General features: G+C 66.2%; 14 protein-coding genes. 8 read left to right on the top strand and 6 right to left on the bottom strand.

Annotated features, from left to right (window positions below; all coding sequences use genetic code 11):
- Positions 1-63: 63 nt before the first annotated feature.
- The 3 genes from lspA to AKJ09_RS40555 all read left to right on the top strand — a co-directional run bounded on the left by lspA (position 64) and on the right by AKJ09_RS40555 (position 2,559).
- On the top strand, positions 64-978 hold the full coding sequence (lspA, locus tag AKJ09_RS40545) for a signal peptidase II (protein ID WP_146653192.1): 915 nt from the start codon (positions 64-66) through the stop codon (positions 976-978).
- 323 nt (positions 979-1,301) lie between these two features.
- Positions 1,302-2,051, top strand: coding sequence for an SDR family oxidoreductase (locus tag AKJ09_RS40550; protein ID WP_146653193.1), 750 nt, complete (start codon positions 1,302-1,304; stop codon positions 2,049-2,051).
- Positions 2,052-2,193: 142 nt separating this feature from the next.
- Positions 2,194-2,559 (top strand): phage holin family protein, encoded by a 366-nt coding sequence (locus tag AKJ09_RS40555; protein WP_169928261.1) that lies wholly within the window; start codon positions 2,194-2,196, stop codon positions 2,557-2,559.
- A 133-nt stretch (positions 2,560-2,692) separates the two neighbouring features.
- Here AKJ09_RS40555 and gmk read toward each other — a convergent pair whose 3' ends face one another.
- The 3 genes from gmk to AKJ09_RS40570 form a co-directional block, all read right to left on the bottom strand.
- Positions 2,693-3,388 (bottom strand): guanylate kinase, encoded by a 696-nt coding sequence (gene gmk, locus AKJ09_RS40560; RefSeq protein ID WP_420814292.1) that lies wholly within the window; start codon positions 3,386-3,388, stop codon positions 2,693-2,695.
- Positions 3,389-3,416: 28 nt separating this feature from the next.
- Positions 3,417-4,328 carry a YicC/YloC family endoribonuclease gene (locus AKJ09_RS40565; protein WP_146653196.1) on the bottom strand — a complete coding sequence of 304 codons (912 nt, stop codon included), beginning with the start codon at positions 4,326-4,328 and terminating at the stop codon, positions 3,417-3,419.
- Between the two features lie 61 nt (positions 4,329-4,389).
- Positions 4,390-4,911 carry a DUF507 family protein gene (locus AKJ09_RS40570; protein ID WP_146653197.1) on the bottom strand — a complete coding sequence of 174 codons (522 nt, stop codon included), beginning with the start codon at positions 4,909-4,911 and terminating at the stop codon, positions 4,390-4,392.
- An 88-nt stretch (positions 4,912-4,999) separates the two neighbouring features.
- On the opposite strand from AKJ09_RS40570, the gene AKJ09_RS40575 reads away from it, so the two are divergent.
- Positions 5,000-5,929 carry a hypothetical protein gene (locus AKJ09_RS40575; protein ID WP_146653198.1) on the top strand — a complete coding sequence of 310 codons (930 nt, stop codon included), beginning with the start codon at positions 5,000-5,002 and terminating at the stop codon, positions 5,927-5,929.
- Between the two features lie 47 nt (positions 5,930-5,976).
- Here AKJ09_RS40575 and AKJ09_RS40580 read toward each other — a convergent pair whose 3' ends face one another.
- Both AKJ09_RS40580 and AKJ09_RS40585 read right to left on the bottom strand, forming a co-directional pair.
- Positions 5,977-7,119: a TIGR04552 family protein gene (locus tag AKJ09_RS40580; RefSeq protein ID WP_146653199.1), complete on the bottom strand. Its 1,143-nt coding sequence runs from the start codon at positions 7,117-7,119 to the stop codon at positions 5,977-5,979.
- Positions 7,120-7,538: 419 nt separating this feature from the next.
- Positions 7,539-7,730: a hypothetical protein gene (locus AKJ09_RS40585; RefSeq protein WP_146653200.1), complete on the bottom strand. Its 192-nt coding sequence runs from the start codon at positions 7,728-7,730 to the stop codon at positions 7,539-7,541.
- Between the two features lie 566 nt (positions 7,731-8,296).
- Here AKJ09_RS40585 and AKJ09_RS40590 point away from each other — a divergent pair.
- The 4 genes from AKJ09_RS40590 to AKJ09_RS40605 are packed head-to-tail and all read left to right on the top strand — an operon-like array spanning position 8,297 to position 11,086.
- Positions 8,297-8,761: a hypothetical protein gene (locus tag AKJ09_RS40590; protein ID WP_146653201.1), complete on the top strand. Its 465-nt coding sequence runs from the start codon at positions 8,297-8,299 to the stop codon at positions 8,759-8,761.
- A gap of 59 nt (positions 8,762-8,820) precedes the next feature.
- Positions 8,821-9,567, top strand: coding sequence for an SH3 domain-containing protein (locus AKJ09_RS40595; RefSeq protein ID WP_169928262.1), 747 nt, complete (start codon positions 8,821-8,823; stop codon positions 9,565-9,567).
- Positions 9,568-9,584: 17 nt separating this feature from the next.
- Positions 9,585-9,830 (top strand): DUF4266 domain-containing protein, encoded by a 246-nt coding sequence (locus AKJ09_RS40600; protein WP_169928263.1) that lies wholly within the window; start codon positions 9,585-9,587, stop codon positions 9,828-9,830.
- Positions 9,815-11,086 carry a DUF3570 domain-containing protein gene (locus tag AKJ09_RS40605; RefSeq protein ID WP_146653204.1) on the top strand — a complete coding sequence of 424 codons (1,272 nt, stop codon included), beginning with the start codon at positions 9,815-9,817 and terminating at the stop codon, positions 11,084-11,086. The genes AKJ09_RS40600 and AKJ09_RS40605 overlap by 16 nt, the downstream gene beginning before the upstream one ends.
- On the opposite strand, the gene AKJ09_RS40610 is transcribed toward AKJ09_RS40605, so the two are convergent.
- Positions 11,070-12,455, bottom strand: coding sequence for a sensor histidine kinase (locus AKJ09_RS40610; RefSeq protein WP_146653205.1), 1,386 nt, complete (start codon positions 12,453-12,455; stop codon positions 11,070-11,072). The two genes, AKJ09_RS40605 and AKJ09_RS40610, sit on opposite strands and share 17 nt — an antisense overlap.
- Positions 12,456-12,479: the final 24 nt, after the last annotated feature.

Consider the following 12,479-nt stretch of genomic DNA (forward strand, 5'->3'; position numbering starts at 1 on the left):
TGAGTACGGTTCGCCTCCCTTTCCGGAACCGTTGGACGCTGAACATACGCGCCCGCTCCCTCCATGAACGAGAGCCCCACGCAAGACGCCCCGACGCAAGAGGCCACCGGCTCGACGAACGAAGCCGCGGGTGAACCGAACGCGTCGCCCACTGGTCCCTCCGCTCCCTCCGGGCTCGAGGCACCTGCCGCCGAGGCTCTCGCTGCCGAGCCGCCCATCGCGCCCGACGTGCCGCGCCTCGAGCGACCCGCGGGAACCGCGAACGCGATCCCGGAGACCATTCTCGGGCCGCGCCCGTCGCCGATGTTCCTCGCCGTCGTGTCGATCACGTCGCTCGTGGCAGACGTCGTCACCAAGCTCTGGGCGGAGAAGCGCCTCGAGGGGTACCCGGGCTACGTCAACGTTCTCGACGACCACCTCATGTTCGTCCTCGCGAAGAACAAGGGCGGTGCGTGGGGCCTTCTGCAGGGCCAGAGCGAGAACGTCCGACGGCCGTTCTTCCTTCTCGTGTCGGTGGCGGCAATCGCCTTCATCGTCACGCTGTACCGTCGGCTCCAGCCGCGCCAGCACGCTCTCAAGTGGGGCTTGCCGCTCGTCCTCGGCGGAGCGCTCGGCAACGTCTTCGACCGCATTCGCTATGGCTTCGTCATCGACTTCATCGACTACCGATCCGAGTGGATTCGGACGATGAACGAGCTCATCGCCAAGCGAACGCCGGGTCACATCGTCACGGACCACTGGCCCACCTTCAACGTCGCCGACATCGCGATCTGCGTGGGCGTCGGCCTGATGGCGATCGACATGTTGACCGCTCGCCGCGGCAAGAAGGAGCTCGCGGCGGACGTTCCGCTCGAGCCCGAAGCTCCGCCGGCAGAAGCTCCGGTCGCAGAAGCGGCGCCGGGCGAAGCCGCCACCGCCACGGAAGAAGCCTCCGCTCCGATCGACGCGAGCGCAGAGCCCACGAAGAGCGAAGGCTGATCATCGATCGCTCCGCCTCCAGGAGGAGGTGGAGCGGGGCTCACCGAAGGATGCCGAGCTCCGATGCACGAAGCGCGGCGCCGGCTCGTGTGCGCACGCCGAGCTTGTCGTAGACGCCGATCGTAGGTGTCTGCACCGTCCCTCGGAAACGGCCGTCCTCGACGAGTTCGAAAGGCCGTGTTCGTGGCGATTGCGCTCGGCCGCGGTGGGATGGCGACATGACCGTCCTCGTAGTCCCGCCCGGGTGAACGTTTCGAAGGGGACGCTTCTTGCACCCACCCGGATCGGCGCGCGGAACGCCGCCGTGAAGGGGTGGATGAACCATGAAGATCGTCGTCATTGGCGGCACGGGTCTCATCGGAACCAAGCTCGTGAGGATTCTCCGCGAACGTGGCCACGACGCGATTCCCGCCTCACCGGCTTCGGGGGTCGACACCCTCACGGGTGAAGGCTTGGCCACCGTCCTCGCGGGGGCCGACATCGTCGTCGATCTCTCGAACTCGCGTTCGTTCGAGGACAAGGCCGTTCTCGAGTTCTTCGAGAAATCCGGTCGGAATCTCCTCCAAGCAGAGGCTACGGCGGGCGTGAAGCACCACGTTGCACTGTCGGTGGTCGGCGACGATCGGCTCCCCAACAGCGGCTACATGCGCGCCAAGATTGCCCAGGAGAGGCTGATTCGGGACTCCAAAATTCCTTACACGATCATCCGATCGACGCAGTTTTTGGAGTTTCTCGGCGGCATCATCCAATCGGGGACGGACGGCGACGTCGTTCGCCTGTCCTCGGGGTTCATGCAGCCGATAGCGTCCGATGACGTCGCGCTCGCCGTGGCCGACTTCACGCTCGGGAAGCCGGTCAACGGCATCATCGAGATCGGCGGCCCGGAACGGGTCCGTCTCTCGGACATCGCCCAGCGCTACATGACCGCGACGCACGATTCTCGAAACGTCGTCGCCGACGCCAACGCGCCCTACTTCGGCACGGTGTTCAGCGACGAACTCGTTCCCGGCAAGGGGGCGCGCCTCGGATCCATCGGGTTGGAGGCCTGGCTCGCGCGATCCAACGCAGCCTAGGAGGGACGATGACTCCGCAACTCCGACACGGGGCTCCCGCGCTTACGCCGGTCCAGTGACACCCGTCCGAGTGCCCGTTGGGGCGATCGTCCGGAAAGCGGCGTAGAGGATGCCGCTGCCGCGATGGCGTAGAGTGGTGCCGATGCAAAAGCAGCTGTTCGTCACGCTTGGGCACCTGCTCGTATCGGGGGTGAGCGTCTTCATCGCCGCGAAGCTCATGCCTGGAATGCGTGCCAAGAGTTTCGGCTCGGCTCTGGGGTTTGCCCTCACCATGGCTGTCCTGAACGCGGTCGCGTGGCACTTCCTCGCGCCGCTGACCATCACTCTGAGCGTTCTCACGTTCGGGATCGGAGCGCTGGTCGTCAACGGCGTCCTCTTTCTCGTTGCCGGAAAGATCTCCGGTGTCGAGTTCTCGGGGTGCATCGTCGCCGCGCTCGCATCCCTCGTCGTGACGTTCGTCAACTGGGCCATCGAATATGCGCTTGCGGGCTGGCCGCAGGTACGCTGACGGGGGAGCTCTCTGCCGGAGTTGCAGCGGCAAGACAGCGCTCGTGCTGGGCGCAACGAGAAATGAGAAATGAGAAACGGGCTCCAGCGATTCCCGCGGAGCCCGTTTTCCTGTTTTCCTGTCGTACCGCGCGTCAGAGCTTGCCGGCGCGGAGCAGACGCTCGGCGAGATCGGCGCGACGGAAGCGACGCGAACGCTCGGCGAGGACCACGCCTTCCAGGTGACGGAAGGCGGTGTCGAGATCGTCGTTCACGACGAGGTAGTCGAAGAAACCGTAGTGCTCGATCTCGATCATCGCCGCCTTGAAGCGACGCTGGACGACCTCTTCGCTCTCACTGGCGCGGCCGCGGAGGCGACGCTCGAGCTCGAGCATGGAGGGCGGAAGGATGAAGACGGCGACGGCATCGTGCTGCTTGGCGCGGATCTGACGGGCGCCCTGGTAGTCGATGTCGAAGATCATCCCGGAACAGTCCGGCTCGGCGCGGGCGCGGTCGATCTCGGCGCGAGACGTGCCGTAGCAGTTGCCGTGTACCTCTGCCCATTCCACGAAGGCATCGCGCTCGACCAGGAGCTCGAACTCCTCGCGCGTCACGAAGTGGTAGTCGCGCCCGTTGATCTCGTTCGCGCGGGGCTTCCGCGTGGTGTGCGAGACGCTGAAGCGGAGGGCAGGGAAGCGCTCCTGCAATTTCCGCGTGAGCGTGGTCTTTCCGGCACCGCTCGGCGACGAAAGAATGAGGAGCAAAAACGGGTCGGCGGCCAGCACGCCCTGGCCAGAGCCGTGTCCAGCTGTAGACGTGCCGCGGATGGGGGAAGACGGGTCGGCCATCAGGCGCACATACTAGCCGTTTTTTCGCGTTTCATTCGACGTTCTGCGCCTGTTCTCGCATCCGTTCGATCTCGGCTTTGAGCTCGACGACGGAGTGGGCGATCGCCGCGTCCTGGCTCTTGGCGCCGATGGTGTTTGCCTCGCGCGCCATCTCCTGGAGCAAGAAGTCGAGGCGTCGTCCCACGGCGTCCGTCTGCGCGAGGAGCCCTTCGAAGTGGGTCACGTGGCTCTCGAGGCGCGTGAGCTCCTCGGCGATGTCGACGCGGTCGGCGAAGAGGGCGATCTCCTGTTCGAGGCGGCCGGCGTCCACCTCGACGTCCGTGGCCAGCCGAAGTCGCTCCGCCCGATCTTTCAAGCGCTTCTTGTAGGCGTCGACGACCACGGGGTAGCGGTCGGAGATCGCCAGGGCGAGCTTGCGCACGGTGGTCAGTCGGCGGACCAGATCTTCTCCGAGTGCGGCGCCCTCGCGGTGGCGCATCTGATCGAGCGATTTCAGGGCCGCGTCGAAGGCGGCGGCGAGCGGCTCGCGCACGGCGTCGCCTTGCTCGATCGCCGGGACGAAGAGATCCGGCACGGCGGAGAGGAGCGAGAGCGGAACTTCGGCGTTCGGGGCGAGCTCGTCGCGGAGGGCGCTCAGCGCGACGAACATGCTGCGCGCGCGATCGTGATCGATCGTTACCGCTCCGAGCGCGGCTCCCTCGACGCGGACCAGAACGTCGAACCGTCCACGGGAAAGGCGTTCGCGCGCGATTCCTTCGACGGTCGACGCGAGATCGAGCAGCTGGCTCGGCACGCGGACACGCACGTCGAGATAACGGTGATTGACCGCACGAATCTCGACGACCAGCTTCCCCGAAACGTGCGCAGCGCCAGCGGGGCTGCTCGGCGCTCCTGGTGCAGCAAGCGGCGAATCACCAACTCCGAAGCCGGTCATGCTGCGCATGTCGTCGTCGCCTCCGTCCTCCGCATTTTCAACCCGCTTGGAGGTTGCGGGCAAGGAAGCGTCAGCTCAAGCCGCGCTTCCTCTTCACGGTCTCGAGGACACGAGCGTACTCGATGTCCCACTGAGCCGTTCCTTCACGTACGTGTTTGAGCTGGCCGCGCACCTCGGATTCGACGTCCGTGTCGACCGACATGTGGCGCTTGAAGACGGGGGCCATCTTTCGACGCAGCGCGACGTCTTCCGCGAAGACCTCTTCGACGTGCGCCGAATGCATCAGCATCGCGACGACCTGATCCAGGAGGTGATCGAGGGTTTCGTCGCCCACCTTGATGCCGTGGTGCTCTGCGACCTGCTGCCTGACGCGACCGAACTCGGCGTTGCTGCGCGCCGTTTTCTGCAGGAGCTCGCGGGTCTTCTGGTCCACCACGCGCTCGGTCTCGAGATAGCTCCGGAGCACGGACTCGACGTCCGTGACGACCTCTCGCTGCGCGCTCGCGCCTTCCACCTCGATGCTCTTCGAAGCGAGGAGCTCCCGAACGACCTCTTGGGCGAGTGTGGGGACTTTGGAGCCGTAGAGACGCATGGATGGCGCGAAGGTAGCTCAGAAGGCACGAAATGCGAAGCCAGCCGAGCAGCGTTTGAGGGTATTCTCCACGGAGGTAACAGCAACGATGCGGAACTTCGGCGACGACTTCGACGACGACGGAGCGGGCCTGGATCTCGAGACCGGAAGCTCGGTCGGGGCCGTCTCGGGCGACACGAGCGCCTATGCGGGAACGGGTGGCCTGAGTCTCGACGACGACCTCTTCGGCGACGGGGTAGGTGGCGCCCTCGAGCTCGACGTTCCGACCGGACACAAGGCGGCGGTTTCGCACATGCCTCAGGGGCACGCCCCACAGAACGCGGCGCCCGCATCGAATCCGTCACCGAATTGGGCTCCGAATCGGGCTCCGAACTCGCCTTCGAGTTTGGGCGGCGTGCCGGATCTCGCGTTCGACGCCGTCCCCATGCCCGTCCGCCCGGCGACGTCGGCCGCCCCGCAGGCTCGTCCGAGCGGCTCGATGGCGGCGGTTCGTCCGAGTGGGTCGATGCAGGCGGTCCACCCGGCGACCCACCCGAGCGGATCCTACGGAGCGGTGAGCGTCTCCAACATGGCTGGGGGGCCGAGCTCGGTGCAACCTGCACCCTTGTCCGCGCCTGCGCCCGCGTCCTCGCCCTTGTCCGCGCCCTCGCCAGCGTTCGCCTCCGCGCCACCTCAGGCGACGTCGGGGCCGCCGCCTTCGGCGAGCATGCCCGTTGCGCCCATGCCCGGCGTGAGGCCGGATGCGGCGGCGATCATCGCGCGCTACCCCGATCCGCCAGCGCAGGCATGGCAGGCGCCTGTTTATGCCGCGAAGGTGCTCCTTCGCCAGTTCGAGCTGCGCCAGGATCTGGTGGCTCTTCGTCGGCGTCGATCGCCCGACGTGCGGCTCTACGAAGCCGCGCTCGGCGTCTACGAACCGAAGACGTTCCGCCTCGGGATGACGATCGGCTGCGCCGCGTTCGTCGTCGGAACGTTCTTGTTCTTTTTGCCCGTCATCCTTCGCTTCGTTCGGGACTGAACCGAGCGCGAAGCGAAGGAGGGCGGCGACTCCGTCAGGCCTGCGACTCAGGCCTTCGGGGGGCCGCCGCGCTTGCGCGGAGAACGCACGCTCGGCGGGGGCGCCTGCTGCGGCTCCTCGCGCTTCGGAGGCGAGCCCTTCACCTTCATCTCGCGCATGCCGAGCTGGAGGCGCCGGATGACCGCCTTCTTCTGGCGATCTTTGTACTTTGCATGCGACGCCTCGCCCTGCTCGTTCGCCGCTTCGGTCTCGCGATCGACGACCTGGAATTCGCAGATCACGAAGACGACCGGACCGAGCGACCACGCGCTCGACGGCGCGCGCTCGAGCAGCTTGCGCGGCAGGCGGACCGGCATGTCGACCACGAAGTGGATGACGCGGTAGTTGTCGGCCGAGAAGACGTTGTCGCTCGGCGTGTAGTCCTCGTCGGCGCCGGCCTGCATCTCCGGGAGGAACGCGCGTAGGTGCTCGTTCTTCTGGGAGTAGCGCTTGAAGTGGAAGATCGAATTGATGCTCTGTCCGGGGATGACGTAGTTGAACGGAAAGAGCTTCTTTTGCAGGTACTGGACGATCGGGAAGATGTCGCCCTTCTCGCGCGTGACGATGCGGAAACGGAGCTTGTCGAAGATCTGCGCGGAGACCGCTTCGCGCTTCGACAGCAGCTTCGTGTAGAGCGAGTCCTTGTTCTTGCGGCCGCCGACGAACTCCGTGATCGGAAAGCCCTCGGCGAGCATGCTGCCGATGACGCGGTAGACCTTCTCCTCGACGAGGTGGAAGATCTCCTGGTCGGACATCGGGAGCATGAAGAGCAGCTCGCGCCCGTCCAGGTGATGGATGATGTGCATGCACTTGAGAATCGTGCACGCGCAGGTCTGACGGTGTCCGCGCTGGCCCGCGAGCCAGAAGAGCTCTTCGACGCTGGCCTGCTCGACGGGCTTCGGGATCGGATACTCGAAGTGGCGCCTTAGATAGCTGACCGCTTCGTTCTTGATGGCGTTCATCCGGCCGCGGTCGCCCGGCTCGTCCGGGTGGAACTCCTGCGCCAGGATGAAATCGCGGATCTCGGCCTCGTCCTTGAAGTTCAGGCGATGCCAGTCGATGACGGAATCACCGCGCAGAAGAAGCCGAACGGCTTCGAGGTCCGCGAGGGTGAATTCTTCGAGCGTCTTGAGCCGGTCGCGACTCGCCATACCCACCGCCAAGATACCGCGCACGATACGCGATCGAGAGGGCGGTGCGGTAGCACCGCGCACGCTAGAGGGGAGGCGGCGGCGGAGGCGGAAGCGGGTGCGGTGACGGGGCCGGACCGTAGGACGGTGCAGGGCCCGAGCTCGTGCTCGAAGAGCCCATTCCGGTCCCGGTCGAGCCCGTTGTTCCTGTCGAGCTACTTCCAGTGCCGCTGCTGTGAGACGGCGCTCGCGAACCAGAGCCGGACGACGTGGACCGTTGCTGCTGCTTCGCGGGCGGCGCTGCCCGACGTTGCTCTTCGGGGGCGCCGCCGCCGTGATGGGCCCGGATGCCGGTGCTCCTGCACGCGGCCAGGCCAGCAAGGAGAAGGGTCAGAACCAAAAGCCGCTGACGCATATCTCCCGTTAGGCTGACAGTCCGCTCAGGCCTTGTCGATCTGGGCGGGCGGGGCAATGCTCTGGCCGGCCTGCGGCTGATGGCGGCCAAGCGACAAGGTGCCGACGAAGATGCCGATGGCTACGGCAAGCACGGCCACGTGGCCCATCAGCGCTCCGGAACATCCGGCGACTGCAATCGGGGCAAGCGCTGCGAGGTACCAGGGGGTCAGCTTCATTCTCTTAGAATCTCCGAGGTTGAGGCGGCTGGTTCATCCGCGTCCTCGCGGGAGGCACCTGACTCGAACTTCCGTCGCAGTCAGTTGTCGTCCGTGAGGGGGTGGAGGTTGCGGATTGGGTGCGGGGCTCGTTTCGAAACGGCCTAGACCTGCGCCGCCCTACATGTAAGATAAGCTACGACAGCCCTCGGGGGTGGCCAAACTTCTATCGGGACCGAGGTTGTCGAAGCAAGCCTGTTTTACGCACCGGCTTGTGTCGTTCTTCGCACGCGACGTTCCATGTTGGCGGCCATCTACCTGACAACACGAACGAAAGTGATTCCGGCGACATTGAACGTTTCGCGGCGTCGAATTGCCGCGCGAGGTGCGTAAGGAGTGCGTCCGGACGGCCGCGACGATGTGGGTGGACGGACACCACGGGAGAAGTACGCCGCCGTGCCGCATGATCTCGACCTCGCAGACAAAGGCGGTTTATCGTCGACCTCGTGCGGCGTGACGCAAGGCGTGGCCTGACCGGGGGCCTGATAGGAGGCCGGCCGAGTCTTTCGAGTCGTACGACGCGCGCTTTGGGCCTCCTTCCTCTACCGGCCGTGGCGGTTTGCGCCGGTCTCTGGGCCTGTACGACCGTCGACCCCGGACCGAATTTCGTGGTTCCGGACGACCAGTTCGACGCCGACTACTTCTTCTGTCACGTCGAGCCGGAGCTCCTTTTCGCCAAGAAGTGCGGGCCGGGGGAGCCCGGGGTCGATCCGGCGAACGGCTGTCATTTCAACTCGTCCGCCGTCAGCGGCATGGCCCTCTCCAACCACACGCCGGTCGACTGCAACGCCGACGGTCATCCCATCAGCCGCGCTCAGATCGGCGCGGGAAGCGCCGCCCAGGGCAATCTCCAGGCGGCCTCCCTCGTCATGAGTCGCGATTATCTGACGGCGCCGATCTATCTGCGTCCGACGGGTCAAAACCATCCTCGGGTGATCTTCGACCGCACCGATCCGGTCGTCGACGTCATCCGGCAGTGGGCGCAGAAATGAGGCGAGGCCTCGCTCGCATCTTCCTGGCCGCAGTTCTGAGCCTTTCGTCGTTCGCGATCGTGTCCACCGCCTCCTCCGAGGCACGCGCCGAGGATCCGGAGGCCTTTGCGCGGGTCGTCGTCGACTCGGCCGACCTGCGCTCCGGACCTGGGATTTCCTATCGCGTCATCTCGACTGCGCAGCGTGGCGAGACGCTCGCGATCGACGGCCGGCAAGGCACGGGCTTTTGGCTCCGCGTCGTGCTCCCCGACGGACGAACCGCGTACGCGCTCGGCGACGAGATGCAGGTCTTCGCGGTACGGCCTGGCGAACCGGAGGCACCCTCACGGCCCGGTTTCTTTGCGACGCCGCCGCTCCAGGGGGCCCATGCAGGTCTGGCGATTGTCGGCGGCATTCTCGACATCCCCATCCGTGATGGCAGCAAGCGTGCGTTCGGGTACCTCGAGGCGCGTCCTTCGATCGTCATTCACCCGACAGTCACGCTCGACGGCTTCATCGCCGACGCGCTCACCGCGGATGGCTCGCAGATCCTCTACGGCGGCGGCGCGACGATCAACTTCGCTCCGAACTGGGCGGTGTGTCCGTTCCTCGGCATCGGCGCAGGCGGCATCATGATCCGCCCGAACTCCGATTCCTTCGTGCTGCAGCGCGAAGACCTCTACCTTGCGCGCGCTGGCGGCGGTTTCCTCATGGCCTTGCGCGGCCGCATCCTCGTGCGCTTCGAAGCCACGAACCTCACGCTCTTCAACGCCGAGAGCTTCAAGAACGCCCAGACCTACTCGGGTGGCTTCGGAGTCTACTTCTGATGCACAAGCGAGGACCCATGCGGAACGGTCACTCTCCCCGGGCGACGCCCTCACGCCTGGTTTTCGCGTTGTTCGCCGTCGCGGCGTTGGGCTCGTCGGCGTGTGTCACCGTGCGCGCCACCCAGCGTTCGGTGCTCGCCGATCCGATCATGCAGTTCGAAGGTGATCCGCAGGCGAACGCGCAGTTCAGGCACGCGGTCGACAACCGCGAAGGTTCTTACGGCGGTGGTGGCGTCTCGGGCGGAGGATGCGGCTGCAACTGAAGGCTCTATTCCGTTTCCGCGTCGCCCTCGCGACGGCGGCTGCGTTCGGTGCGACCTCGCTCGCAGCGGCGCCTGCACGCGCGCAGGTTGCCCAGCTCGATACGGCGCAGACGGTCTATTACGAGTCGCCGACGCGCACGAACATGTTCGTGTACACCCCGGGTGTGTCGCTCTCGGCGAGCCCCGCGAGCTGGATCACGGTTCGCGGCGGGTACGAGGCAGACATCGTCTCGGGTGCCAGCGTGGCGGTGAAGGCCGGCCCGGCCTATCAGGCCGTGAATCCCGGCGTCGACGTCATCACCACGGCCAGCGTCCACGACTTTCGTCATTCGCCTCGCGGCGGAATCACGGTTCGCAAGGGCGACGTCTCGTACACGGCCGAGTACACGTATTCGATCGAGCACGATTACATTTCGAATTCGATCTTCGTCGGCGCGCACACCGAGGCGTACGAGCACAACACGCAGTTCGACATCTCGTACGCGCGCAACTTCGATCTCGTTTGCGATCGCGTCCAGGCCGTCAACGACTCGCCCACGCGCTTCCGTGCCCTCGAAAACTCGAGTGGCTGCTTCACCGGATCGGACCCTCTGCGCACGCGTCACTCGGTGGCGATCGACGGTTTCCAGGCGAGTTGGACCCAAGCGTGGACGCCCACGTTCGCCACGCAGGCGACCTATACGGCGCAGATCATCGACGGATTCCAGAGCAATCCGTACCGCAGCATCATCCTCGCGCAAGGGCTCAAGTCGCAGGAGCACCATCCGGAGAACCGCACGCGTCAGTCGGCGTCGTTGCGCGCGAACTTCTTCCTCCGCCCCATCAAGCTCGCCATCCGCGTGACGGGCCGCGTCTACCACGACACCTGGGACATCACGAGCGGCACCGGTGAGCTCGAGCTCGAGAAGTACCTCTTCGAGGGCTTCCGCGTGGCAGGACGAGGCCGCTTCTACAAGCAGTCGGGCGCGGTCTTCTGGAGCGACGACTACACGGGCGGCGATCCTCCGCTCGGTCCGAAGGGCCAGTTCTGGACGGGCGACCGCGAGCTCTCGCCGTTCTGGAGCATCACGTTCGGCGGGCGCATCGCGTACGCGATCAACCCGGAAAAGCGTCTCCTCGGCATGTTCACCGCCCTCAAGGTCGGCGCTGCCGCGGACGTGATGCAGTTCGACTACCAGGAGTACACGCTGGCCGGCACGCCGGTCGACAATGCGCGCGCGTATATCGTGGGGTTGAATCTCAGCGCGGCGTTCTAGGAAGCACGAGCTCGGACGCGCCATCGCTGGTCGTGGACGAGCTCTCCAGCGTGCCGCCGTGCGTGTCGGCCACGCGTTTGGCGATGGCGAGCCCGAGTCGCTTGGCGTGCGAGGCCAGCGAGCGCGTCGCGCCGGAATCGCTGGCGGAGGAGCGGGCATTGCCTGCGATGGTGAAGACGACCTCGTCGCCCCGAAGGGCTACGTCGACACGAACGGGACGCGTGCGGCCGTCGGCGACCAGACCGTTCGTGATGAGCTCCACGAGACACTGACGCAGCATCTGTTCGTCGCATTCGACGAGAACGCTGGCCGTCTTGCAGTGGAGCGTCACGTCGTCGTGCGCGGCGTCGGTCGCGCGCCGTGCGGTCTCGATGGCGGCGGACGCGATCTCACATACGTCGGCCGGCGCGAAGACCGGGGCGCGCGGACGAGCGAAGGCGAGGAGCTCCTTGACCATGTCGCGCTGGCGTTCCGCCTCGCGCTGGATCGTGGTGAGCAGGGGGTCTTGCTCGGGGGACCCCGGCGGCAGCGCGCGGAGCTCCCCGATGGTCCGGAAAATGTGGGTCAGCGGCTCTTTGACCTCGTGGGCGACGGTGGCGGCGAGCTCGCCGACCGCGGCGAGACGCTCGCGTTTCACGAGCTCGGTCTGGGTGAGGGCGAGGCTCGCCGTCGAGGCTTCGAGCGCGCGTGCGTGGGCGATGAATCGTGAGGCGATCGTGCCGCCGCCGAAGAGCACGAGAAGCAGGAGCGAGATCCCGAGCACGTCCGGCGCCGTCGTGAGCCCGGTGAACGCAAGCGTGTCGGACACGGCGCCGACGAGGACGAAGGCAAGGCCGATGGTGAACGACGACGCGCCAGGCGCGCCCTTCGCCCAGCGGTAGGCCGACTGGACGAAGAGGATGACGAGGGCCCCCGCAAAATAGGGCAGGACCGCATGGCCGATGGCCGTGCGCTCGGCGCCAACGTAGGCGGTCGAGAGCCAAGGGACCCAGCGAACGTGGACACGATCGGGCTGGACCAAGAAGCCCGGGACGACGCCCGTGACTCCGATGGCCACGCATCCCGCCATGGCCGCGCGCTCGAAGAGGGCGGTCACCCGTCCTTGGCGGGCCGCGAAGTACTTGAACCAACAAGCGACGTGCAGGGCGGCCGCGAAGTTCCCCGCGTACGCAGACAGGGCGATGGTGCGAGCGGAGACGTCGAGCGTGATCGGAACTGCCGCGAGCTCGTAGGCGGCTCCGGTCAGCGCGCAGAGGCCGAACCAACGGAGCTCACGCCAGGCTGGGGCCGACGACAGCCCGAACGCCAGGATCGCCGCAACGATGGCGACGGTGGCGGCCGTCAGCGATAGCGCAGCTGGAAGGTTCAAGGCCCCGGAGAGTGACCGAGCCCT

This window comes from Labilithrix luteola, assembly GCF_001263205.1.
In the GTDB taxonomy this organism is placed as follows: Bacteria; Myxococcota_A; Polyangia; order Polyangiales; family Polyangiaceae; genus Labilithrix; species Labilithrix luteola.